The organism is Bilifractor sp. LCP21S3_F8 (genome assembly GCF_052117805.1).
GTDB lineage: Bacteria > Bacillota > Clostridia > Lachnospirales > Lachnospiraceae > Bilifractor.
This window is the reverse complement of record NZ_JBQKIK010000006.1, coordinates 65,375-90,002: the sequence shown is the minus strand read 5'-3', so window position 1 is coordinate 90,002 and position 24,628 is coordinate 65,375. Positions and strand designations below refer to the sequence as shown.

The 24,628-nt window shown below is 50.9% G+C and carries 20 protein-coding genes and 2 tRNA genes; 2 read left to right on the top strand and 20 right to left on the bottom strand.

Annotated features, from left to right (window positions below):
- Window positions 1–119: 119 nt before the first annotated feature.
- From ftsH to ispE, 10 genes are all read right to left on the bottom strand, one after another.
- A complete protein-coding gene (gene ftsH / locus ACTQ3A_RS04660) occupies window positions 120–2,006 on the bottom strand; it encodes an ATP-dependent zinc metalloprotease FtsH (RefSeq protein ID WP_441494171.1) in 1,887 nt (628 codons plus the stop codon).
- A gap of 274 nt (window positions 2,007–2,280) precedes the next feature.
- Window positions 2,281–2,784 (bottom strand): transcription elongation factor GreA, encoded by a 504-nt coding sequence (gene greA, locus ACTQ3A_RS04655; protein ID WP_441475646.1) that lies wholly within the window; start codon window positions 2,782–2,784, stop codon window positions 2,281–2,283.
- Between the two features lie 241 nt (window positions 2,785–3,025).
- Window positions 3,026–4,405 (bottom strand): aminopeptidase, encoded by a 1,380-nt coding sequence (locus tag ACTQ3A_RS04650; RefSeq protein WP_441475647.1) that lies wholly within the window; start codon window positions 4,403–4,405, stop codon window positions 3,026–3,028.
- A 94-nt stretch (window positions 4,406–4,499) separates the two neighbouring features.
- Window positions 4,500–6,413: a B12-binding domain-containing radical SAM protein gene (locus tag ACTQ3A_RS04645; RefSeq protein ID WP_441494170.1), complete on the bottom strand. Its 1,914-nt coding sequence runs from the start codon at window positions 6,411–6,413 to the stop codon at window positions 4,500–4,502.
- Between the two features lie 139 nt (window positions 6,414–6,552).
- Window positions 6,553–7,320, bottom strand: coding sequence for an alpha/beta hydrolase (locus ACTQ3A_RS04640; RefSeq protein ID WP_441494169.1), 768 nt, complete (start codon window positions 7,318–7,320; stop codon window positions 6,553–6,555).
- Window positions 7,321–7,486: 166 nt separating this feature from the next.
- The gene (locus tag ACTQ3A_RS04635) at window positions 7,487–8,896 is read right to left on the bottom strand and encodes a uracil-xanthine permease family protein (protein WP_441494168.1); all 1,410 of its coding nucleotides are present in this window, start codon (window positions 8,894–8,896) and stop codon (window positions 7,487–7,489) included.
- A 68-nt stretch (window positions 8,897–8,964) separates the two neighbouring features.
- Window positions 8,965–9,489, bottom strand: a complete 525-nt coding sequence (locus ACTQ3A_RS04630) for a hypothetical protein (protein ID WP_441494167.1) — start codon at window positions 9,487–9,489, stop codon at window positions 8,965–8,967.
- Window positions 9,490–9,684: 195 nt separating this feature from the next.
- A tRNA-Ala gene (locus ACTQ3A_RS04625) sits at window positions 9,685–9,757 on the bottom strand.
- Between the two features lie 249 nt (window positions 9,758–10,006).
- Window positions 10,007–10,654 (bottom strand): GntR family transcriptional regulator, encoded by a 648-nt coding sequence (locus ACTQ3A_RS04620; protein ID WP_441475681.1) that lies wholly within the window; start codon window positions 10,652–10,654, stop codon window positions 10,007–10,009.
- 23 nt (window positions 10,655–10,677) lie between these two features.
- Window positions 10,678–11,562: a 4-(cytidine 5'-diphospho)-2-C-methyl-D-erythritol kinase gene (gene ispE / locus ACTQ3A_RS04615; RefSeq protein ID WP_441494166.1), complete on the bottom strand. Its 885-nt coding sequence runs from the start codon at window positions 11,560–11,562 to the stop codon at window positions 10,678–10,680.
- A 314-nt stretch (window positions 11,563–11,876) separates the two neighbouring features.
- Between ispE and ACTQ3A_RS04610 the strand changes: the two genes are divergently transcribed.
- A complete protein-coding gene (locus tag ACTQ3A_RS04610) occupies window positions 11,877–12,617 on the top strand; it encodes a lysophospholipid acyltransferase family protein (RefSeq protein ID WP_441495253.1) in 741 nt (246 codons plus the stop codon).
- Window positions 12,618–12,845: 228 nt separating this feature from the next.
- On the opposite strand, the gene ACTQ3A_RS04605 is transcribed toward ACTQ3A_RS04610, so the two are convergent.
- From ACTQ3A_RS04605 to ACTQ3A_RS04595, 3 genes are all read right to left on the bottom strand, one after another.
- Window positions 12,846–13,676 carry a glycerophosphodiester phosphodiesterase family protein gene (locus ACTQ3A_RS04605; RefSeq protein WP_441475654.1) on the bottom strand — a complete coding sequence of 277 codons (831 nt, stop codon included), beginning with the start codon at window positions 13,674–13,676 and terminating at the stop codon, window positions 12,846–12,848.
- A gap of 332 nt (window positions 13,677–14,008) precedes the next feature.
- On the bottom strand, window positions 14,009–14,140 hold the full coding sequence (locus ACTQ3A_RS04600) for a hypothetical protein (RefSeq protein ID WP_441098765.1): 132 nt from the start codon (window positions 14,138–14,140) through the stop codon (window positions 14,009–14,011).
- A gap of 248 nt (window positions 14,141–14,388) precedes the next feature.
- On the bottom strand, window positions 14,389–14,748 hold the full coding sequence (locus ACTQ3A_RS04595; protein WP_441475655.1) for a metal-dependent transcriptional regulator: 360 nt from the start codon (window positions 14,746–14,748) through the stop codon (window positions 14,389–14,391).
- 294 nt (window positions 14,749–15,042) lie between these two features.
- Between ACTQ3A_RS04595 and ACTQ3A_RS04590 the strand changes: the two genes are divergently transcribed.
- Window positions 15,043–15,116, top strand: a tRNA-Arg gene (locus ACTQ3A_RS04590).
- Between the two features lie 231 nt (window positions 15,117–15,347).
- Here ACTQ3A_RS04590 and ACTQ3A_RS04585 read toward each other — a convergent pair.
- The 7 genes from ACTQ3A_RS04585 to murD form a co-directional block, all read right to left on the bottom strand.
- Window positions 15,348–16,526, bottom strand: coding sequence for a GTP-binding protein (locus ACTQ3A_RS04585; protein ID WP_441494164.1), 1,179 nt, complete (start codon window positions 16,524–16,526; stop codon window positions 15,348–15,350).
- The gene (locus ACTQ3A_RS04580) at window positions 16,527–17,591 is read right to left on the bottom strand and encodes an AAA family ATPase (RefSeq protein WP_441475657.1); all 1,065 of its coding nucleotides are present in this window, start codon (window positions 17,589–17,591) and stop codon (window positions 16,527–16,529) included.
- Window positions 17,592–17,605: 14 nt separating this feature from the next.
- The gene (locus ACTQ3A_RS04575; protein WP_441475658.1) at window positions 17,606–18,433 is read right to left on the bottom strand and encodes an FHA domain-containing protein; all 828 of its coding nucleotides are present in this window, start codon (window positions 18,431–18,433) and stop codon (window positions 17,606–17,608) included.
- 221 nt (window positions 18,434–18,654) lie between these two features.
- Window positions 18,655–19,887 (bottom strand): type I 3-dehydroquinate dehydratase, encoded by a 1,233-nt coding sequence (gene aroD / locus ACTQ3A_RS04570; protein WP_441494163.1) that lies wholly within the window; start codon window positions 19,885–19,887, stop codon window positions 18,655–18,657.
- Between the two features lie 323 nt (window positions 19,888–20,210).
- Window positions 20,211–21,389 (bottom strand): cell division protein FtsZ, encoded by a 1,179-nt coding sequence (gene ftsZ / locus ACTQ3A_RS04565; RefSeq protein ID WP_441475682.1) that lies wholly within the window; start codon window positions 21,387–21,389, stop codon window positions 20,211–20,213.
- 175 nt (window positions 21,390–21,564) lie between these two features.
- Entirely contained in the window at window positions 21,565–23,217 is a 1,653-nt protein-coding gene (locus tag ACTQ3A_RS04560) for a hypothetical protein (protein ID WP_441487530.1), read from the bottom strand.
- An 11-nt stretch (window positions 23,218–23,228) separates the two neighbouring features.
- Entirely contained in the window at window positions 23,229–24,599 is a 1,371-nt protein-coding gene (gene murD, locus ACTQ3A_RS04555; protein WP_441494162.1) for a UDP-N-acetylmuramoyl-L-alanine--D-glutamate ligase, read from the bottom strand.
- Between the last annotated feature and the right edge of the window lie 29 nt (window positions 24,600–24,628).

Here is a 24,628-nt window from a genome sequence, read left to right as displayed (position 1 = left end):
TTACTATTCGCCCCAACAATGTACAGCAAAGATTTTCGCGCTGCGTGAACAGCATCGTATGAGTCTTACTGCTCACTGGATCAGGGTGGAATTTTCACAGTGCGAATGCCGCGAACCGGTTACTGTGCCGCCGGAGCGGTATCCTGTCCTGCCTCCCCCTGATTCTGATCCGGTATCAGCTCCGGCTTTTTCTCAAGGATCTGCATAAACTCCTCACCGGTGATTGTTTCCCGCTCATACAGATATTTGGCGAGCTCATGAAGCTTCGGCATATTGGCGGAAAGCAGACTCTTTGCCTTGCTGTACGCGTCATGCACAATCTTCACAACCATCTCGTCAATCTTGCCCGATGTTGCCTCGGAGCACGCAAGAGATGTATCACCGCCGAGATACTGATTCGTAACGGTTTCCATTGCTACCATTCCGAATTCATCGCTCATGCCGAACCTCGTCACCATTGCTCTTGCGAGCTTCGTCGCCTGCTCGATATCATTTGATGCTCCCGTTGTCACGGAATGGAAGATCAGTTCCTCCGCAACACGTCCGCCCGTAAGCGTTGCGATCCGGTTCACGATCTCCTCCTTGCTCATCAGGTTATGTTCTCCCTCATCCACCTGAAGGGTGTAACCAAGAGCTCCTGATGTTCTGGGGATAATCGTGATCTTTGTGACCGGCGCTGAATGGGTCTGAAGGGCAGCGACCAGGGCGTGTCCGGTCTCATGATAGGAGACGATCAGCTTTTCCTTCGTCGTCAGCACCTTGTTCTTCTTCTGATATCCGGCGATTACGGTCTCAACGCTCTCCATCAGGTCGTTCTGGGTTACAAATTTCCTCCCGTCGCGTACCGCGCGAAGAGCCGCCTCATTGATCATGTTCGCAAGCTCGGCGCCACTTGCTCCGGAAGCGGTGCGCGCAACCGAATTGAAATCTACATTGTCGGAAATCCGGATATCCTTCGCGTGAAGCTTCAGGATTTCTTCTCTTCCCTTCAGATCCGGAAGCTCTACCGGAATTCTCCGGTCGAACCGGCCCGGACGGGTCAGCGCCGGATCCAGGGACTCCGGACGGTTGGTCGCTGCAAGGATGATGACACCCTTTCGTCCATCAAATCCATCCATCTCCGCAAGCAGCTGGTTCAATGTCTGCTCACGCTCATCGTTGCCGGAGAATCCTCCGCCGTCACGCTTCTTACCGATAGTATCAATCTCATCGATAAACACAATACACGGTGCCTTCTCATTGGCCTGTTTGAACAGGTCCCGGACCTTCGCCGCGCCCATTCCGACAAACATCTCGACGAATTCAGAGCCTGAAATAGAGAAAAACGGTACATTCGCCTCGCCGGCAACGGCTTTGGCAAGTAGCGTCTTACCGGTTCCCGGAGGGCCCACCAGAAGAGCACCCTTAGGCATTTTCGCGCCGATCTCCGTGTACTTCTGGGGATTATGCAGGAAATCGACGATCTCCTGCAGAAGCTCCTTCGCTTCGTCTTCTCCGGCCACATCCTTGAACTTAATGCCGGTCTCCGACTGTATGTACACCTTGGCATTACTCTTGCCAAAGCTCATGGCATCACCCATGCCTCCGCCCATACGCTTTGTCATTGAACTCATAAGCCATCTTCCAAGGAAGAAGAAAATGACAAGAGGAAGAATCCAGCTCAGCAGGAAGCTCAAAACAGGCGACATCTGCTGCTGGATCGGACTCTCGAAGTCCTTGATTCCCGCTGAAAGCAGACGGTCCACCAGCTTATAGTCATTCATCATACCGGTGCGGTACATATTGCCCGAGGAATCCTTGAACTCGATCTCACTGTCCGCCGAGTTGACCTCTACCTGGCTTACCTTCCCATCTTCCAGCATCTCAATGAAGTTGCCGTATGTTGTGTCCTGTATCTTGGCACTATTGATCTGCGGGATCAGAAGAAAATTGAGAAGGAGCAGCACGAGCAGCACGATGGCATAATAAAACGCAATCGGCTTTTTATCATTTTTTACCTCTTTCAAACTATCACCTCCGTTCATTGTTTTGGTTCCAGATCAGATTCCGGACTAAGTGTTGCTTTTCGTCCCGGATCTTCATCAGCGGCCCCAAAATTAGCAGCCAGTACATCTGATGGCTAATTCTGTAGACCAGTATCTTACATCGGCGATCTCCTGTCAACCGTGCGGAAATAAATTTTATACAATTTTTCGAATTGCCTGCTGCCTTATACAAACAGCGAACCACGGTGAATGCGCGCCTTGCGTCTGTCCCGCCTCTCATCCGGATGCGTCCGCTTCAGAACCTGCGAATCGTATCCGATTCCTCTTCCCCGACGTTTTTGATGCCAACGATCTTGACGTCATACTCGATGGTATCGCTGACCTTGACGTGGCAGACATCACCGACTTTATGACGCATGATTGCCTTTCCGAGAGGAGATTCCGGAGTGATCCGTCCCTGCATGGAATCCGCGCGTACAGAGGTAACGAGCTTGTACGTCTCGGTCTCCTCCTCGTCATCGAACTGCAGAGTGACCTTCTTGTTCAATCCGACCTCATCGCTCTTTGATCGATCTTCAATTACAATTGCTGTTTCGATCATTTTCTCCAGGTAATGAATGCGGCTGTTATTCTCCCGATTGGCTTTTCTTGCGGCATAATACTCAAAATTTTCGCTCAGATCTCCCTGTGCTCTCGCTTCTTGTACCTCCTTAAGGATTCTCGGCCGTTCCACCAGAGTCCGATGGTCAATTTCCGCCTGCATCTTGTCGATATCACTCTGTGTCAGTCTGTCATGCATAATTTCTTACCTTCTTAATTACAGTTTTTGGTGCCCCGCCTGCGGAGCACGGAACAAGCCATAGCTTATGCAGGGTGTGCTGCCCCTCCTGCGAAACACGGAACAGGCCATAGCTTATGCAGGGTGTGCTGCTCCTCCTGCGAAACACGGAACAAGCCATAGCTTATACCGTGTGCGCTTCCCCGCCTGCGGGTCATATGATTTACCGGGAGGAATTTTCGCCTCCCGGGTCCGGATTCCGTTACTTCAGGAATGCGCGGTATGCGTTGTAAGCCTCATAGATATCCGCCTTGCTGGTAATCTCCCAGGGTGCATGCATATTGAGAACAGCAACACCGAAGTCAATAACCTCCATTCCGAGATTTGCGAGAATGTAGGCGATCGTTCCACCGCCGCCCGCGTCTACCTTTCCAAGCTCAGAGGTCTGGTAGATAATATTGTTCTCCTCCATCAGTTTTCTCAGGAACGCAATATACTCCGCATTGGCGTCATTGGAACCGCTCTTGCCGCGGGAACCGGTATATTTGTTGAATACCGGTCCTCTTCCAAGATACGCGCAGTTGTTCTTGTCCATCACATCCGGATAATCCGGGTCAAATCCGGCACTTACGTCAGAGGAAAGAACCCTGGTCTTCGTCAGCAGACGGCGGAGTGCCAGTTCACTGTAGCATCCCTGCAGATTCATGACCTCTGCCAGTGTATTCTCATAAAATCGGGAGTGCGTGCCGGTCGCGCCGACAGATCCGATCTCCTCCTTGTCTGTCAGAAGACAGACGCTGGTGTACTCCGGATTCTTTTCGTCCATGATTGCCCGGAAGGACGGATATGCGCAAACCTTGTCGTCCTGACCATATCCCATGATCATGCTCCGGTCCAGTCCGTAATCCCTGGCCTGTCCTGCAGGGACCACCTCGATCTCCGCTGATACGAAGTCGTCCTCCTCCATATCATATTTTTCCTTCAGAAGTTTCAGGATATTCGCCTTAACCGCATTCTTCTCATCCTCATCCGCGGACGCGAGCGGTCTGCTTCCGACCAGAACATTCAGGTTTTCCCCCTCGACAACCTCGGCGGCATTTTTCGCCATCTGCTTTGCCGCCAGATGGATCAAAAGGTCACTGACACCGAACACCGGATCGTTCTCATCCTCGCCGATGCAGACATTCACAACCGAACCGTCCTTTTTCGCGATGACGCCGTGAAGGGCCATCGGAAGCGCCGTCCACTGATATTTCTTGATTCCGCCATAATAGTGGGTGTCAAGAAGCGCCAGATCGGTATCCTCATACAACGGATGCTGCTTCAGATCCAGTCTCGGAGAATCGATGTGCGCACCGAGAAGACGCAGTCCCTCTGTCATCGGTTTCTGTCCGATTCGGAAGATCAGAAGAGACTTCTTCATCATATCCGTATATACAACTTCTCCGGGTTTAAGAGCTCTGCCCTCAGCGGCAGCCTCTTCCAGAGATTTTGCTCCAGCCTTCTTCAGTTCCTCTTCCATGCCTGCGACATTTTCCCTCTCTGTTTTATGTCCGGAAAGGAAAATTCTGTAATCTTCACAGAAATCGTTCAGCTTCTGCTCATCATCCTTTTCCCAGATCGTTTGTTTTTTTTCTTTCATTCGATTTTCTCCTTTTCTTTCGATACACAGATCATATCACAAAATCTGTATTTTGAAACGGTCAAAGTTCAAATCCGGTTCCTTCCTCTGCTGCTCACATGCTGCCCACAGCTCCCTGATCCGTACGTCCGGGCAGGACAGTCACCACCGCGTTATCTGTGAGAGGATCCCTCTTCCGGTAATCAAAAACCACGGGAACCGCCACGCCTTCATGTAGTTTCAGCTCCGGGCTCTCCGGGGAAACGAGACCCGCAGCGATCAGCGTCTCCGGAAGGAATAGATCCCCGTGAACCATCCGGCGGTCCTGCTTTATGTTCATTACCTCCCGGTAGTATCTGCGAAAAAATTCCCGACAGGAGCTGAGATCACGTGCCCACTCCGGTCGGCTTCGGCTGTTCTCCCTCAGATACAGATCCAGGACCAGGAGCTCCCGGTATAATTTTTCCGAACCGGGATCAAACGCGGTGGCAAAACCGAGAAGTGCCTCAAATCGCTCCGGACGGGACAGATGAATCTCCGTGAGATGATGTTCCGAGTAATAAGCTGCGAGATTTTCATATACACGGAACGGGCTTCCGCTGCGCTCCACAAGTACCCGCATCGTGCACGCGAACTGCCAGCTGTTATAGTATGCCTCGACCATCTCTTCAATCCCCTTCAGCCGGAGAATATCATCGTAGCTCAGCCACCTTGTCCGGATCACCTCGTAAGGTGCCCTCTCATGGCAGACGATTCCGAATTTCTCTGCATTTCTGTGAAGAGCCGACCCTTTCAGCAATTTGAGAAATCCCATCTGAAGCTGCTGCGGCTCCATTCGATAGACCTCATCAAAGGACCTGGCAAAGCTCTCAAAATCCTCCTCCGGAAGTCCCGCGATCAGATCGAGATGCTGATGAATATTCCCCGCCGCGTGAATTTCCGATACAATCTGCCGGAGATGATCCACGTTCTGCGGCCGGCAGATTGCCCGGAGGGTCGCAGGATTCGTGGACTGTACTCCGATCTCCAGCTGCACAAGTCCCGGTCTCATGCCGGACAGCAGACATATCTCTTCTTCCGTCAGAAGCTCCGCCTCGATTTCAAAGTGAAAATTTGTGATCCCGTTGTCATGATCCCGGATATAGCTCCAGATTGCAGACGCGTGATCGTGATCACAGTTAAACGTGCGGTCCACAAACTTGACCTGAGGAACACCCTCATCAAGGAAGAACTGAAGCTCCTTTTTTACAAGCTCAAGGTTCCGGAAGCGGACGCTCTTTCCGATCGATGACAGGCAGTAGCTGCACCGGAAGGGACAGCCCCGGCTGCTTTCATAATAAATGATCCGGTGTTCAAACTGATGGAGGATCTCCTCGCCTGCGGAATCATGATCTGCGTAAAAAAAAGGGATCTCGTCGAGATCCGGTACTTCCGCGGGAGGATTAACCAGAATTTCATCCGCTGCCCCAGAGCTTCCGCGGCGGTATATAATTCCCCCGATTTCCGAAAGCTGCGGCGATGATCCGCATCTTTTGGCTGCTTCATAGGCATTCACCAGACGGGTAAAGATAATCTCCCCTTCTCCGGCCATAACCCCCCGGAGAACCGGATAATTCCGAAGGACCTCTGCCGCGTCATAGCTGACCTCAGGGCCGCCGAGCCAGAGCTCCGCGTCCGGAAGAATCCGGCGAAGATCGCCGAGCAGAGATGCCACATACTCCATATTCCACACATAGCAGGAAAAAGCGATCACGTCCGGCCGTCTCCGGTACAAGTCCGCGAGGACCCTGTCCGGCTGCTGATTGATCGTATATTCCGCCAGCTCTATGATCATGTCTCCGCGTCTGCTGCCGCACGCTTCCGATACGTCCTCGCGTCTGCCGCCACACGTTTCCGGAACATTCCCACATCCGCCGCCGCTCTGTCTTCCCCGATATTCCCGGTGGCTTTCCGCATATGCTTTCAGATCACGGATCGCGAGACTTGAATGTATAAATTTTGCATTGACCGCCGCAAGTATTATTTTCACATATTCTCCTCTCTGCTTCCTGCTCCCTGCCGGGCGGATCCCGGTGCCTCCGTTCTTCTATGATCCCGACACTTACTTAAGTTCCTCAGCGCCCCAAGGTATAAAGCGAAGCTTCCGTTCAGGCTCCTGGCACTTCTTCTCATACATGAAACAGTTTTCCGTTCCGGACAAACGCAAGGTCTCCGGCATTCAGATCCTTCCCGTACAGCTCCTCATCCCCTGCGGTGATGCTCATTTCCATGCCGGAAGCATCCTCAAGCAGAACGGATACCGGGACATCCGTATTCTCCGGCAGTTCCTCGCATCCATAGTCCGCCTCCGAAATCCGGAGGATCCGGAAGATTCTCTCCCCGCCGGCCAGATATTCATATGTCTTCTCCATGATACTCCGCATGTTCTGCAGGTCCGCCATCACATCACCGGTCTCCAGAGAATGATTCGCGCCGTCTGTGATGTACAGGGGAACCATCTTCTCCCTGCATCCCTGCCGCACAACCTCCGTCTCAACCCATGGATCACCTGTTCCGTGAAAGGCAATCCCGGATGCTTTCTCCATAAAATGAAAAGTACCGGCGACCGGAGTGTAATAGACATGGCGTACGCTCAGGCCGTGGTCCCGCGCATAGGAAGCCGCAACCGCTGTTCCGAGGCTTTTCGACAGGAATACCAGTTCATCCGCCCTGTCCCATTCCATTTCTCCGAGAATATCTTCCGCCTGATCTCTCGCGATTTTATAAACGCCCTCCATTTTCTCCTCATTGCCGATCAGATCTTTCTTTCCGGAAAGATCATGGAAGCAGACTTTCACGATCTGCATTCCCAGATTCTTCGCAATTTTCGAAGAATAATAGAGCAGCGGTTTATCACAATGATATCCGATTCCCGGAAAAATAACTGCAAATTTCATTTCTTCCTCCTGAAAAAGCTGCCGCGCAGGGTTTACCCTCGTGACAGCTTCATTTTGCGTTCAGTCAAAACGAGATAAAACACGCTGCGCGAGTTTTATCTCGCTATCGCGACGCTCGCCGCACACGAATACTTCGCATTCGGCTGCGGCTCACTGTTCGCGTAAATCAAAAGAGCTTCTCATTCTTATCATACTGATATTTCTTCTCCTGCTCTTCCTCCTCTTCCTCAGGGCTTTTCCCTTTGTGCATCAGCAGGTTGACAAGAATCCCGACGATAAGAGCGGTGGCAATGCTTGTAATCTGCACATATTTCAGATCAAGGATGAGTCCTCCGATTCCCAGCACCAGAATTGCGCTGACAACATAAAGATTACGGTTGTCATTCAGGTCCACGGTCTGAATCATACGGAGACCGCTGACCGCGATGAATCCGTAAAGCGCAATGCAGATACCGCCGATGACGCAGACCGGAATCGTATTGACAAAGGCCACAAACGGCGAGAAGAAAGAAAGTACAATCGCCATGCAGGAGGTAAGAATGATGGTGGACACAGAAGCATCTCCCGAGATCGCGACACATCCGATGGCCTCTCCGTAACTCGTGTTCGGGCACCCTCCGAAGAATGATCCGATAATTGTTCCAAGTCCGTCTCCCATAAGAGTCCGGTGAAGGCCGGGATCACGGATCAGGTCTCTTCGAATGACGGATCCGAGGTTCTCATGGTCCGCGATATGTTCGGCAAATACAACAAGCGCTACCGGTCCGAACAGCAGAAGAACCTGAAGCACGCCAGCGACTCCCTTCATTGCATCCGCACCATTATGGAAAATTCCGAGGAATGTGAAATTCGGCACACTGAAAAAGCTGTTTACGGAAAGTGTGCGGAAATTATCGATCAGCGCCGAGTAGTCCACGATCTTCAGATATTCGATCCCTGCCGCATAACCAATCAGGGTGAAGACAGATGCCAGAACATACCCCACAAGGATACCGATAATAAATGGGATCATTCGAATCGATCTTCCGCCCCGGACAGATACCACAATCGTCGTGAAGAAAGCGCAGAGCCCGCAGAAGATCGCGATCAGGTTGTATTCCCCGGCCGCATTGCTCTGCAGATTATTCACCGCTGAGCCGCACAGAGACAGTCCGATCAGCGCGACGGTCGGCCCGATGATCACGGGCGGCATCAGACGGTCAACCCATCCGGTTCCAACCTTCCAGATGATCAGCGCGATCACCACATATACCAGACCCGCAAAGACAGCGCCAAGGAAGATTCCGAGATAACCGAAGGTGCAGGCGCCGATCAACGGATTGATAAAGGCGAACGAGCTTCCGAGAAAAATCGGGCTCTTTTTCTGTGTACACAGTACATAGATCAGCGTTCCGACTCCCGCCCCGAACAGCGCCGCCGGCTGGCTCATCACAACCTCCGTTGCTCCCTTCGTCCCCAGATTGACAAGGGTCGGAACCAGAAGCGTCGCCGCAATGATCGCCAGCAGCTGCTGAAACGCGTAAATCACATTCTTTCGGAACGGTGGCCTTTCCTCAACATCATAAACCAGTCTCATGTGTTTCCCTCCTCATATTCTTCACTCTGATCTGATTAACCAGTTGCAGCGCGGTTTAAGCAGGTCTGCTATTTTTTGTTTTTATTCTTTCGTGAGAACTCCTTCCGGTCTTTCCGGTTCTTCTCCACCTGCTCCTTCATGAAAGCAAGACACTCTTCCGCCGTTCCCCGTTCAAAGGAATCTTTTTTCAGTCCGAGGGACATATCGTGACTGAGCTGAAGCACAATCATATTTTTTGTGACAATTACTCCCTCAACTCCCGCGAGCGGTATGGAATTTCTGGTATTGCTGACGACGGTGCGGATCTCATGATCAATCTCGACACGCATAAACGGATCGCTCATATGATAGGTCCGCACAATGTTTTCTTTCTCACGCCCAACCGCCTGCCGCTCTCTGACGATAAACATCAGAAAGCCGAAGATACCGGTCAGACCGGGAACCAGCCAGACCGCATTACCGGTCACTGCTGCACACACCGCAAAAACCAGAAACATTGCCAGAAGCGCGGCGAGAGGAATCCGATATTTTCTGAGCCACCATGCGCCCATCGATTCCTCTACTTCCTTTGGACCGTATTGGTACTTATTCACAAAATGCTTCAACGGATAACCTCACCTTTACTAATTTGTAAATTCCAACTGTACATTCACCGATGATTCATGTACTCACTAAACAGATATGATACCATTTTGGATTCCATATGTACAGAAAAACGCCACACGAAAATTTAACATTGGCACACAAAAAAACCGGAAGTCCTTGAAAATAAAGGATTTCCGGCTGTCTGGAGCATATGAGATTCGAACTCACGACCTCCACAATGCGAATGTGGCGCGCTCCCAACTGCGCTAATGCCCCTCTTTGTGAAACCATTGTCTATAATAAACCTTCGTGCAATGATTTTCAAGTAATTTTTTTAATTCTAAGCATCGATATTTTTATTCTGTTAACCCAGAATCCTTCACCGGTTGTCTTCTCAATATTCCGCCGCGCAGAGCATTCGGCAGTCGATATCATCTGCAGTATAGTGCTGTCGCATCCGTGTGCTCACTGTATGTTGCTCTGAATATTCTTCATCTGCAGTATAACTCTGTCGCATCCGTGCGCTCACTGTATGTTGCTCTGAATATTCTTCATCTGCCGCTCGATGTGCCGCCGCATATACTGCTCCGCGGACTCCTTGTCCTTATCCTTCAGGCTCTTCCAGAGCTCATCGTGCTCCCGGATCAGCGTGTTCCGATTGCTCTCATCCTTCAGATATTCGACGCGATAGCGGTACATCTGCTCACGCAGGTTGCTGATCAGCTGGATCAGTCTTCGATTGCCGGTCGCCTCATAGATGATGGCATGGAAGTCCTCATCGGCGCGCGCAAGCTCTGTGACCCCGGCTTTTCCAATCATTTTCTCAAAGTTCCGGCTTGCCTGATAAAGCCGGTCCAGTCCCTCAGGCGTAATCCGCTCCAGAGCGAGATCAACCGCCATCTCCTCGAGACCGAGGCGCACCTCCAGAACATCCCTCAGATCCTGCTCTGTGATCCTTGCCACCTGTGCGCCCCTTCTCGGTATATTGTATACCAGCCCCTCCAGCTCCAGCATACGGATGGCCTCCCGGATCGGAGTCCGGCTCACGCCCAGCCGGTTGGCGAGCTGAATCTCCATGAGCCGCTCTCCCGGTTTCAGATCGCCCCGGAGAATTCCCTTGCGAAGCGTCTGAAAAACGACATCCCGAAGAGGCATCCCCTCGTATTCACTCATCGTCTGTACCAGTTTATCTGTCTTCACGCATAAACCTCCTGCATGGTATCTGTCACCGGATATGGCCTTGTCAGAAAAACATCCTTTGCCAGTCCGCTATTCTCAAGTTCTTCGTACGCTATTCGGGCATCCTCCTCCCGCCGGAAGATTCCGAAAACGGTCGGTCCGCTTCCGCTCATTCTTGCTCCCTCTGCCCCGTTTCTTTCCATAATCTGAATCAGCTCTGTGACAGCCGGATGGTGCGGTATCGTCACCAGCTCCAGAACATTTCCCATCGTGCGGACGATCCCGTCCAGATCTCCCTCACGGATCGCGCGGATCTGTCCGTCCACATCCGGATGGGGATAGCTCTCCAGCAGATCCAGGTCATGATATACCTGTCCCGTCGGAACGCTGTCCTCCGGCTTCGCAAGCAAGATCCGGCAATCCGGAACGGGCGGCAGTTTCGTCAGCACCTCCCCGATTCCCTCGGAAAGAGCCGTACCTCCCATAATACAATAAGGCACATCCGCGCCGAGTTTCACGGCTCTTCTGCAGAGCTCCTCTTCCGTCAGCCCGAATCCGAACAGCTCATTCACTCCTTTCAGAACACAGGCTGCATCAGCGCTCCCGCCGGCGAGGCCTGCCGCAGACGGAATTCTTTTTTTCAGAAGAATGCTGACACCATCTCTGACCCCGAATTCCTGCATCAGAAGCTCTGCCGCCTTCCAGGCCAGATTCCTGCTGTCCGCCGGCACTCCTGGTGCATCGCACGCAAGCGAAATCCCTGCAGAATCCTTTTTCTGCAAAACCAGTGTATCGCAGACGTCGACCGTCTGCATCACCATCCGGACCAGATGATAGCCGTCCGGACGCCTTCCGACAACATCCAGACTCAGATTAATCTTTGCTCTTGCTTTTAATTCCATGGCTGCTCCATCCCTGTGTGACAGATTCCCAACGAGATAAAACACTCTGCGCGAGTTTTATCTCGCTATCGCGACGCTCGCCGCACACGAATGCTTCGCATTCGGCTGCGGCTCACTGTTCGCGTAAATAAAAATGTGTTAATTGTCTGATTACTGCTTGCAGTAGCCTCTGCGCAATTTTATAATCAATAGCGTACGATGATCTGTTTCATCAGCTTCATAGCCGGAAGCATTTCATGTTCTGTTCCATCGTTTTCATAACCGGGGAGCATTTCATGCACAATTTCAATCAGCAGAAAAACGGGGGAAATTATATGCTGCGTTCACTTATCTCGATATTATTTGCTGTTCTTTACCTGATTCTGACACTTCCTGTGCTCGGAATCATAACCCTCATTCACCGAAAAGATCCCGAAAAAGCAGGCCGGATTTCTCAGGTCATGATCCGGTGGGCGTTTCGCGTACTCTGCGTGCTCGCCGGCATCCGCATCACCGCTATCGGACAGGAAAATATTCCGGATGACCGCGGCGCCGTCTTCATCGGCAACCACCGCAGTATCTATGATGTCATCATGACTTATCCGTTTATGAAAACCATGGGCGGATACATCGCCAAGGATTCAATTGAGAAAGTACCGATTTTCAACATCTGGATGCGCTATATCTACTGCTTCTTCCTGAATCGGAATGATCTGAAACAGGGAATGCAGGTAATCCTCGATGCAATTGCACAGGTCAAATCCGGCAAATTCGTCTTTATTTTCCCGGAAGGCACCCGGAACAAGGCGGAGTCAGACACGCCTCTCCTGGAATTTCACGAAGGAAGCTTCCGTGTAGCAACAAAGAGTGGCGCGCCGATCATTCCGGTGTCCATTTCCAACTCCATCAACATCTTCGAGCGGCATTTTCCCTGGCTGAAGGCCACACATGTCATCATCGAATTTGGAAAGCCGATCGATCCCGCGGCTCTATCCCGTGAAGAGAAGAAGCATGTTGGTGAATACACCCGGAAGATCATGACGCAGACCCTCGAGCGCAATGCCAGCCTCCTGTAGGCCGGCCGCCTGATGGCGATCTGACGGAATACCATTCTCCTCTGAGCCGGCCGCCTGATGGCGGTCTGCCGGAATATCACTCTCCTCTGAGCTGACCGCCGAACAGGATTTCCTGTCCACGATAAAGATGTCATATTCAAAAGATAACTTATTCACGCTAAAAAGTCCATGGAATTCTTTCTTCAAAGAACCCCATGGATTTTTCATGTCCGGTTTCCGCCACCGGCCTTATGGCTGAATATCTTCAAACACAACCGTTGATCCATCTGTCTTCACCAGCTCATAATCCTCCAGCGAGCGGACAGTGCGGTCCATTCTCGGTACGCGATAAACGAGTCGGCACAGCCAGATGCTCGGATTATTGCGTGAATCAATATTGGTAGAGATGTAGTCCGGCGCCGTCAGGAAATTCATCAGAAGACAGCTTGTAAGGATGTCGAACAGAAGATTCATAAAGGAGGAGCCGCTTCTGTGATTAAAATCCGAAATCTGTCCGCGGATGTACTCCCCGCGCTGCTTCCGGTACCACCTCAGCACTCTCACATCGATCGATTCAATTGCAAATACGCCCTCATAGGCATCTACAACCTCACACACCTGATCCGATATGGCATTGTAATTGTCTTCCTCCGTATGGATATTCAGCAGTACCGGAACCTGACCATCGATCTCGTGGAGAGCCTCCTCCAGCGTCGGAATCTCCTCCTCTGAATCTCCAAGTTTCAGTTCCTTCAGTTCGTCCAGGACACTGTTCTCCACAGAGCCTTCTATTCCCGTCATCCGCTCCAGTCTGGAGTCTGCAAAAACAACAGGCACCCCGTCACGAGTCAGTCTCACGTCGAGGTTCAGACCATAGCCGTGATCAATGGCAGCGCGGATCGCCGCCATGCTGTTCTCCGGAATCCTGCCATCCTCTCCCCGGTACCCTCTTCTCGCATAATCATAACGGCGGATTTCGCTGATATCCGGTTTGTTCCAGATTCTCGGTTTCACCGCAAACGTCCACGCAGCAACTGTGCCGATGCAGACACCTGCCACCTTCTTAAATGTCTTACCCATAGCAACACCCTCCAGGCTTTTCTGTATGTATTCTGTGCCGGTATCTCTCCGGTTTCGGAATTTTTCATTTACCTGCTCAGTAAACGCCCATACGATAAATCGTGCTACAAACTGTACAAGTCCCCGCGTCACTTCGCTGCTTCGCAGCTTCCGTGCATGCTTCGCATGCCCAAAGGCCACCTGCTGGACAACGGTTTTATACAGTATAACACAGGCATCTCCAAAATCAAAGAAATACCGGTCATTTTTCAGCCCGTCCCGTGCCGCCGGGACTTATTCCTATTACATGTACAGGATTCAGGCCCCACAGAAGCTTGTCCGTGTCAGAGCACTTATTTGTCCAGAAGGTCCGTCATACTCGACAGTGCGATCGCAACTGTCGACATATTGTGAAGGGCAGCTGTTGTCCCGGGCATCATAACTCCTGTCACACCCAGAATGATCAGCAAGGTATTGAATACCATAATCTTCCTGTAGTTACGGTTGATCCTTTTGACCAGAGCGTCTGAAATTCTCCGCAGTGTTACAAGCTCATTTCCTGTTTGTCAACCCAGACATTAGTTGTACACAGATATGCAAGTAATGCAGATTTCCCTGATCTCTGCAGCAGGATCAGCTGTGAACAGAATTGCATTCGGTAAACCGTCATGCAATAAACCACACACTTAAGACAACACCACATACTGTACTTCGAAGAGATGACAAATACTTCTCATTTGCGGTCGCATTGACTGAGTGCCTTGTAGGATGCTTCGCTCAGACAACGCGCCATTGCTCTCGCCTCCTGCTGTGCCTCCTCCGGTTCTATTCCCGCGTCTGTCAGCATCTTACACAAAAATGTAATCCGGTCACAATACGCGCAGGCAATGGAGCGTCCTGAATCAGACAGAGATATTTTCTTTCGGGGCGAGATATGAATCAGCCCTTCTCCCTCCAGCTGCTGGAGCATATTGTGAACACTGGCTCTGGAGAATTTCAATACGTTCGCAATATCTATGGAACGCACCTCCTCCCGGTCCTCCTCAAGCTTCAGGATTGTGTATAAGTAGCCCTGCATCGCATCTGTAATCATCCCTTCTCCTCCATCGAAAACAACAACCGGCAGTGCGGTTTGCTGATCAGCAAAACATATGGTGTCATATTGGTCTTATAATGGTGTCGAATCAATGGTAAATGCCCTGTACGAGGTATAATATATTCGAATATATATTTGTTGACTCGTATATATATTAGATGCTATTAACCTCTGTAAAGTTTATACTTCCCCATATCTGTTGTCAATAAAAAATTATATTTTTTTAATTTATCTATTGACAAAACAATTTGTATGCGTTAAGATAATCATCGCTGGTTGAAAAACAGCCGTGTGTGATTAGCTCAGCTGGATAGAGCGTTTGGCTACGGACCAAAAGGCCGGGGGTTCGAATCCTCTATCACACGCTACAAAAGAAAAGGCTTCCGATTTCTGAAGAGATCGGAAGTCTTTTTGTATCACGGAACACCTGTGAACCCTTTTGCGTGTTCCTTTCCTTTTCACCGCACACAAAAAAGAGCCCTGTTGCCCGATCGCCGGCAGGCTCTTTTCCCTTATCTCTCATATATTTTTATATATCCCGCACATCATGTGTCCCGCACGTCATGTATCTCATGATGCATCCCACATATCATGTATCATACATCATAGTATGTGACACTTCTGGTCTCCCCGAAGGCCAGTCCGACCTCCGCGCCTTTCAGACGCTCTCCCACGATGATCATCACCTCTTTCCGGAATGATGTCGGCTTGACCTCCGTGTGCTCAGCAGTCGCGTTAATCTCATACCAGCTATCCTCAGAACCGTCATCCACGCAACTGCCATCCGAACAACCGCCATCCGCACGACTGCCATCCGCGCAACTGCCATCCGAACAACCGCTATCCGCACGACTGCTGTCATCACAATAATCATCCCTGCAATGGTCATCTTCACAACGGTCATTCTTCTCCAATCCGGAGGATCCTTCCGGTTTATTCAGTCCCGGCGCGCGGAAAAATCCCTTGACGCGGATGACTCTTCCGTATTTTTTCTCATTGGTAAACAGGCCGGTAATAAGCGAGCGAACATCCTGGACAGGTCTGGAAATGTGATAATAGAAAAGGGTCTGATAGCTGCCGTCTTCTGCCGTCGGAAGCTTAACCATATCCCCTCTCCGATGCCCCGCTTCCAGAATCCTTCTCCAGTCTTCATCGCTAAGCCGCTCCCAGTCAGCAACGAGGATATCCTCCCGCCGGAAAATTCTGTTCAATCTGTATTTCTCCGATCCCTCATCCAGCAGGCTGAGAATACTGCTGCAGATTTCCTCCGATGTCTTAACAGACGGAAACCCGGGAATCTCCTGCGCTCTGGATACAACCAGAAGGCCGGCATTTGCCGCTTCCGAAGTGAACAGATACTTCCACGTGTCATCCGGGCGCTCCGGTATATGCGCGTCCACCATGCACAGAATATTCCCCAGCGAATACCATCTGTCGATCGGGCTGTCATTGAGAATGTTAAAAAAATCATCCGTATCAAAAATTCCGGACGGCTCCACAATGACTCTGTCATAGCCAAGCATGCCCATGGAAATCAGCTTCGTCCGAAACCGTCTGCGGTAACAATCCCAATCTCCGGCCGTGACCATCTCCACATCGCATGCCTCTCCCAAAGCCTCCGTCAACAGCGCTCTGTCCACACTGATTGCCCCATAGTCATTCGCCAGAATGCAGACACGCTTTCCCTCTCGCAGAAACTTCTGCACATACCGGATAATAAACGTCGTCTTCCCGGAACCAAGAAGGCCGGTGATCAGATCGATCTTAACCTGCATCTACACACTCTCCTCCAGAGCCAGCGCAAGCCGGTAGAAAACCGGATCCTCCAGTGCCTTTTCCCAGTTCGGGTAAGGTGAGATAGTCCCGAAAACCTTATCCCTCAGCACCCTGGTGTCATCCGACTGATACTCGTTTGCGATGATCATGCACTGGCATTTTGGCAGAAGCTCGCTGTTTTTCAGCAGTTTCTGCATTTTACGGTTTGCCAGAACATTTGCCTCGGTCAGCAGAATCAATGCCTTTATCTTATTCAGCCTCTCCGTGATCTCCCGGGTGAGACGGGTCCCCATATCCAGAATAATAAAATCAAAATCCTGCTTCTCCACAAGCGTGTGAATCAGAACATCGAATTCCTCCAGGCCGATATTCATCATCCCCAGGGATTTTTCAAACGGAAGCAGATACGAAACGACATCCGTCTTGATGTTCTGAAGAATCGTCCAGTAGGTATCTTCGTCAGGGTGAATCAGCTTTTCCGCCAGCTCCGGAGAGGCGTAATTCTCTCCTGGAAGATATACGGACAGGCTCTGTGTGTCATCACATCCGACCAGAAGCACCTTCTGGTCCAGCATCTTAAGTTTTCTTGCAAGGGCCACACACACGAGGCTTTTCCCGCATCCCCCGATCGGAGAATAAACGGCAACCACCCTTGTCTGCTTCGGAGCCGGCGTCTCATCCTCCGCCTGTGCGGCAGATTCCGCCTCATCTTCTGACCAAAGGGCCATATCGATCTTCTCGAAAATCTCTTCCTTAGGCATGAACTCAACCAGAACCGTCACATTGTCCGGATATGTTTTTGTCATTTCGACCTCCGGAACAAGCAAATAGATCTTGCCGATCGAATGCCCCTCAAATTGACTGCCGTCTCCATAGGAAGCCTCATCGATCAGCATCAGATCCGGGTTCTGCTCCGTCGAAAAGTAGGCATCCACAAATCCCGGATCCGTGATAACCTGAACCTCGGCATTCACAGAATACCGTCTGATGATATCCTCCTCATACCGTTTGAGAAATCCTGAATCGGTGTCTATTATGATCAGCTGCGGTTTTTTACCTTCCATAATCACTGTGGCCCTCACTCTACGTTAAATGTATAATCCGCGAAACGAATAACAGTACCTTCACCAATCGGAATCTCCGTATTCGGGGCAATCTTCTGATCATTGATATATGTGCCATTTTCGCTGTTCATATCACTGACATAATAATTGATGCCATTCCAACCGATAATCGCGTGAACCGGACTGACTGTATCCACATCTGTGATCAGTCCGTCCGCCTCCCCCGGATCTGTCCCGATCCGGAACTTTTCCTGTCGGATGATAAAGGTAAGCGGATGCGGTGTGTTAATGCTCTTCAATGTGAGACTTTCGTTGTCGAGCTCAGCCGGAGACCGCTGCTCCAAAGCAGTGGAAAGGCTCTTCCAGTCGCCGAAATTCTGCTGCTTCTGATAGGCGATCTGCCTGCAGACAAATTCACCGCCATCGCGATCCGATACCAGATCTTCTATCAGGGAATAGAGCCGCTTCATATAGATACCGCTATGCCTGGACTCCTCAGGGATGGTTGCCGGAAGGCAGATCAGATACACCTGTCCTCCGTCATCCAGATAAATGCTGTCCGTATCCCAGATGACATTCTCCAGTGAAATTTCCTCATGCTCTGACAGAGCACTCACTCTCTCAAGCAGCGCCTGAGCCGCCTTTGTCACCTCGTTGAGATCCATATCCTGCGTCGCCTCCCCGAGCGTTCTGTAACGTTCCGGGAAAAAAGCCAGCTTGATTCGTTCGTTATAATGAATCCAGAAGCACGGAAACAATCCGTAGTCTGCTCCCTGTCCATTCACAAAGGCAAGGGCCCTCGTATCGAGCAGTTCTTCTGAATTAATCAAAAAATCCCTCATACTACATCCTCTGTCTGTAAGATTTCAGCTGTTTTCCGCCCCTCCTCAGATATCAGCCAGAGTCATTGTACATCAGTTCACAAAATTATACAACTGCCAGCGAAACGCTCCGAAAACACCAGCGAAACGCTCCGAAAACGCCGGAAATAAAATGCTGTCATTCGCAGCGTTTCCGGCCTTGCGGGTGTATTGAAACCATCCTGAAACGAATACTCTGTTTATCAGATAGCCCTGAGCATCTCCCGGAGCTCCTCGACCGGAAGCTGTCCCGGCGCGGATGCGTCTCCGACGATTCCGAAGGTCAGCACTGATCCGGTAATTCTTCCGCTCACGCGGCTGAGCCTCCCAAGGTCTCCCATTGCCATCGTCACGAGCGGACTCGGGAACTGACGGTTCTTCTCCTCGGTAACACTCATAAGCCGCAGCACATCCTTTGCCTTCTTTGGCATGACTGCCACCTTCAGCACATCCGCCCCGGTTCGTGACAGTCTGTCAAACACAAGGCCCAGCTCCGGTTTTTTGGGTGTTCTGCTAAAGTTGTGCCAGGACGCGATTACCGGCATCCCCAGCTGATGGACCTCGGAAATCAGGAGTTCTGTATTGATCTCCGGATTCAGTCCCTCAATATCAACCAGAGAAACTTCCGGACGCCCGGCCGCATACAGAAGCAGTGACCGGTATTCTTCCGGCGTCAGCTGTCCATTGCCTCCCTCTCTCTTCGTGCGGATGGTGAAGAGAATCGGAGTCTCACCCAGAATTTCCTGTAGGGACATAAGCACTTCCGCCACCTTCTCCACGTCTCCAAGGTCCTCGAAATAATCGGCACGCCATTCCACAAGATCTGGAGACGCCGCAGCAGCTTCTCGTGCCTGTGCTTCCAGTTCATCCTTTCCTGTCCCGGTTAACGGAACACAGATTTTCGGCAGTCCCTCTCCCAGAATCACTCCGTTCTTCAGATGCACCGGTTTCTTGACTGCCTTCAACGGCTTCGGCGATTTTGCAGGCTTTTCACGGCGCCACTCATAGAGCGAACGCTGTTTTTTCTCGTGAACTTTATTTCGTCTCATTTCCTGTCCCCTATGATCCGATCGCACATCCGCGTCTTTCTCCGCTTCAGGATCATCTGTCTTCTCTACGCTCTTCTCTCCGGACAGCGTATTCTCGTTCTCCCCGGGCAGCTCATTCTTGTTTTCTCCGTGCAGCCCATTCTCATCATCTACAGACCGGATATTTTCGCCCTCTTTCTGCCGTTCGCTCTCAGCCTCCGCAGGCTCATGGTCCGCAGGTTCTTCTGCTGTCACGTTCACTTGGTCTGACGGATTCACATTCTCCGAATACTCTTCGGGTGTTTTTTTCTCCAGGTTCATTTCCGCAGAATTCCCGCACGACAGACTTTCCTCATCACGTCCTGCCGTCGATTCCTTTTCATCCACAGTATTCTGACCTTCTGCCATCCTGTTCTTTCTTCCTAAAAATGTATTTCTTTTTCTTCGTCTTGTGAACCACATATCTTCTCCTTTGCCCCTGAATCGCCGGACTTCCTGCTTTCGCGGAAGAACTTCGACGATAATATCTGCAGTCTAAAACAGCCCGGATAGGTTCCGGGCTGTAAAATCTCTTAATTATTTATCTAATTCGATAATTATGATCCCATTTGGTATCTCTGAGATCTGTCGTTCTTCTCCTGAATCAGACACAAATCTTCCTTCCATGCAGGAACCGGAAAAATATCCTTATTCCCTGTGGAGGAAAAATGCACCTCTCTTCGCTCCCTATCTCAGTGCTTCTGGAGGAAATCCGGAATCTGGATATCCTTCTTCGGTGTCTTCGGGGCTGTCGGTCTCGACGTGGTTGGTGCAGCGGTCTGCTTTGGAATCGTGAAGCTCGGCATGGAATAGGAAGGTGCAGTCTTAGCTGCGGCTCCGCTTCTGCGGTTCTGTGAGGAACCGAGGATCGTCGGCTCTGTCTTCTCGATTTTCTCTGCCTCTGCGTCCTTTACATTTGCTACTCTGGCAGATGCATCATCCAGTCCGGTCGCAATCACCGTGATCTTGCAGGTATCCGGCGTGGAGTCGTCATACATCGCGCCGAAGATAATATTTGCGTCGTCACCGGCGAGATTCTGTACATAGCTGGCAGCGTCATTGGCATCCATCAGGCTGATATCTCCTGAGATATTGATGATGACATTGGAAGCACCCTCAATCGTTGTCTCAAGAAGCGGGGACTGAACTGCCTCCTGAACCGCCTCAAGTGCTTTGTCATCGCCCTTGGAAGCACCGATTCCGATATGCGCCATCCCCTTGTCCTTCATAACCGTCTGTACATCCGCGAAGTCGAGGTTGATCAGCGCGGGTACATTAATCAGATCCGTAATGCCCTGTACTGCCTCCTGAAGCACCTCATCCGCCTTCTTCAGTGCCTCCGGCATAGTCGTGCGGCGATCCACGATCTCGAGAAGCTTATCATTCGGGATCACAATCAATGTGTCTACATTCTGCTTCAGTCTGTCGATACCGGAAAGAGCATTTGTCATCCGCTGCTTTGCTTCAAAACGGAACGGCTTGGTAACCACACCGACTGTCAGGCATCCGGCTTCTTTTGCCAGACTTGCAACCACCGGAGCAGCACCGGTTCCGGTTCCGCCGCCCATACCGCAGGTGACGAATACCATGTCGGCGCCTTCCACGAGCTTCTTGATCTCGTCCGCACTCTCCTCTGCAGCCTTCTGTCCTACCTCAGGCTTTGCTCCTGCTCCGAGTCCCTTTGTAACCTTCTCGCCGATCTGCAGAACAGTCGGTGCCTTGCAAAGTGTCAGTGCCTGCTTATCTGTATTGATTCCAACGAATTCCACCCCTCCGATGGACTCGTCTACCATTCTGTTTACGGCATTGTTGCCGGCGCCTCCGACACCAATTACCACAATCTTTGCTGAAGATTCAGCCTCGTTCGTCATAATCTCTAACAAAATGCTTCCTCCTTTATCTGACCAGAAACCTGAAGCAGGTCTTCTGCCAATTATTTATCTTCCCTCATTCCTTATAATCAAAGAAAACAACACACTTCCTATAATATAGTCTTCGCAGGAAATATTCAACACTTTTTCAAAAAAACGTAGGCAGCCACAGTCATCAGTATGCAGCTCCGCCATAGCCATCCGCCGTTCCGTCTGTCCCGTCGTCATAGGTGTTTTCATTTTCATATGCGGTATCCGTGCTCCCGTCTCCGCCCGCATTCCCTGTGTCTGTGTCTCCATATGCGGCATCCGTGTCTCCAGCTCCGCCGGTGCCATCGGTGTCTGTTTCACCATATGTGGCATCCGTGCTCCCGTCTCCGCCCGCATTCCCTGTGTCTGCGTCTCCATATGCGGCATTCGTGCTTCCGTCTCCGCCCGCAGTGTACGTATCTGCCGTTCCGCCGTTTTCGTCCGCAGTGTCGGTTCCCTCAGCGGTCGTATTGCCAGCATCTGCCGTATTTCCGGAAGCAGTCACTGTTCCCGTACTTCCGGAACTGTCGGAGGAATTCTTCCCCGTCTCCGTCGTATCAAAGATGATATTTACCGTATCCTCCGTATAGGTCTCAAGATGAAGCGTTCCCTCCATTCCCGAAAGCTGAGGCAAAATCGCTGCAGCCTTCGACATTTTGTCCTCCAGAAGGGTATCCTTTCCCAGAAGGATCTTCACCTTTCCATCGTTGTAATACAGGGTAATATTCTGGTCATTGTCAAACGCGATCTTGTCCGGTCTGATGTCAAATTTGCTGATCAGCCGGCTCAAGGCCTGAATTGTAGAAAAGACGCTATTGTCTGAAACCGGAACGGCCTTTCCAACGGTCAGTTTCTTATCGGTTAGTCCGATAATCCTTGTTACATCCGTCAATGCCGGATGATACTCTGTGTCAGCGGAAGAATCGCCAGAAGGTTCGGAAGACCCGGATGAAACAGCCTGAAGTACATTTGATCCATTCTCCGTCCGGTTCGCAGAGGAATCTGCTGCAGCTGCCGCCCCAGATGTCTGGGCTTTCTGCTTTTTCTCCTCTTCTTTTGCCGTCTTAGCATTGTCGTAGTCTGTCTGTGTGATATCCGGAACGCCGTCGCCGTCAATATCAATCAGTCCGACACCAGAAGTTGTCTGATCAACCATCCCGTCGCTATCAGTGTCCACAAGCCAGTTTCCATCCGCATCTGTCTCGGGAACGCCGTCGCCGTTGAGATCCACCAGCGTCGCCGTAAGGCCGAGCGACTTGTAATCGGTCTTCTGCGTGCCGGATGAAGAAACCGAAGAGGAAGAAACAGACGAAGCCGAAACCGATGACGAAGACACCACGGACTCTGTCTCCTCCTCGTCAGACGTTGGATTATCGTCCTTAACCGCCTCCAGCACGATTCCGTTTGCGTCGAAATAATAGTTGATTCCGTCCTGTTGAATATATCCAACAGGAGAATTTTCATTTACCGCGAGCCTGACACTGCTGTGGCCCATGTATTCCACATGTATAGATGAGATGAACGGTGCGTTTTCGGGCTTAATCGTCTTTCTCACATAGCACAGATACAGAGAATTCCGATCCGCGAAGCCTCCGAACACCATCTCCCTGATCTCTTTTTCCGTATACCGCGAACTCCCTGTCACTTCCGCATTTTGATCCGGAACATAAAATACGCCGATGAAAATCACGAAGCACACCAGAAGGCCTCCGACAGCCGCAAGGATAATCCGCAGTTTTTTCCTCCGGATCCTCTCCCGTTTTTTCTTTTCCTGATGTCCTCTTTTTTCCTGATCCAAAACGAACTCCTTTATTCGTGGCATTCGCACATGCTTCTGACGTACTGTTTGAACATATCTCCACGCTGCTCGTAATTGTCAAACTGGCCCCAGCTCGCACACGCCGGAGAGAGCAGAACGGCATCTCCGGGAACCGCATGTTTCGCGCAAGCCTTCGTCGCCTCCTCCAGGTTATCGAAGAAAGCAATATTCTTCTTCGGGAAGCCGAGCCGCACTGCCGTCTCTGCGATCTTTTCTCTTGTCTGTCCGATCAGTGCGAGAAACTTTACTTTACCGTCAAACGCCTTGATCCATTCATCAAAAGCCAGCTCCTTGTCGAAACCGCCCCCGATCAGACAGGTCGGCCGGTTCATCGCCTGAATTCCCTTAATGGCAGCATCCGGATTCGTGCCCTTAGAATCGTTATAGTATCTTACGCCGTTTACCTCGGCCACATACTCTATGCGATGTTCAACTCCCTTGAAAGCACATACCGTCTTACGGATACTCTCCACAGGTACACCTGCGTGATACGCCATGGCAACAGCAACCATGATGTTTTCAAAGTTATGAAGACCGAGAAGCTGAAGATCATCTGTCCGGACTACCGGAAGCTTTTCCTTGCCATCCGCGATGTAAATCGTACCGCCGTCCAGATATATTCCATGTTTCAGAACTCTGCGACTGGAAAAATAGATCACCTTTGCTCTTACCTTGCTGCCGAATTCACGAAGTATATCGTCCTCATAATTTAGAACGCAGATATCTTCCCCGGTCTGATTTTCCGCAATCCGCTCCTTGCATCGAATATATTCCGTCATCGTATGATGCCGGTTCAGGTGATCCTCCGTAATATTTGTAATCGCCGATGCAACCGGATGAAAACTGTCGATGGTCTCCAGCTGGAAACTGCTGACTTCCGCCACCGTCCACGCATTCTCGCTCTGCCCGAGGACCACGTCCGTATAGGGTGTCCCGATATTTCCGACTACATAGACCTCAGGGAAATAATCCTTCATAATCTCGCCCAGAAGCGTTACCGTTGTCGTCTTTCCATTCGTTCCTGTGACAGCGAGCACCTTTCCCCTGCCGATCCTGTAAGCAAGCTCGATCTCTCCCCAGACCGGAATTCCTCTCGCGTAAAAATCCTGTACAACCGGTATGTCGCAGGGAACTCCCGGGCTCATGACCACAAGATCAATCTGTTTCGCCTTCTCATCCGGAAGACTGCCAAGAATGATCTCCACATCCCGGCCAACATTATCCAGAATCTCCTTCCGGTCAGCTTTCTCATTGCCATCGTAGATCACCGGCACCGCTCCCCTTGCCAGAAGCAGATGCGCTGCACCGATACCACTTTTTCCGGATCCGAATACTAGTACTTTCTTTCCCTTTAACTCCATGTCCATGTCCCTTCCTATTCTGAAATGAC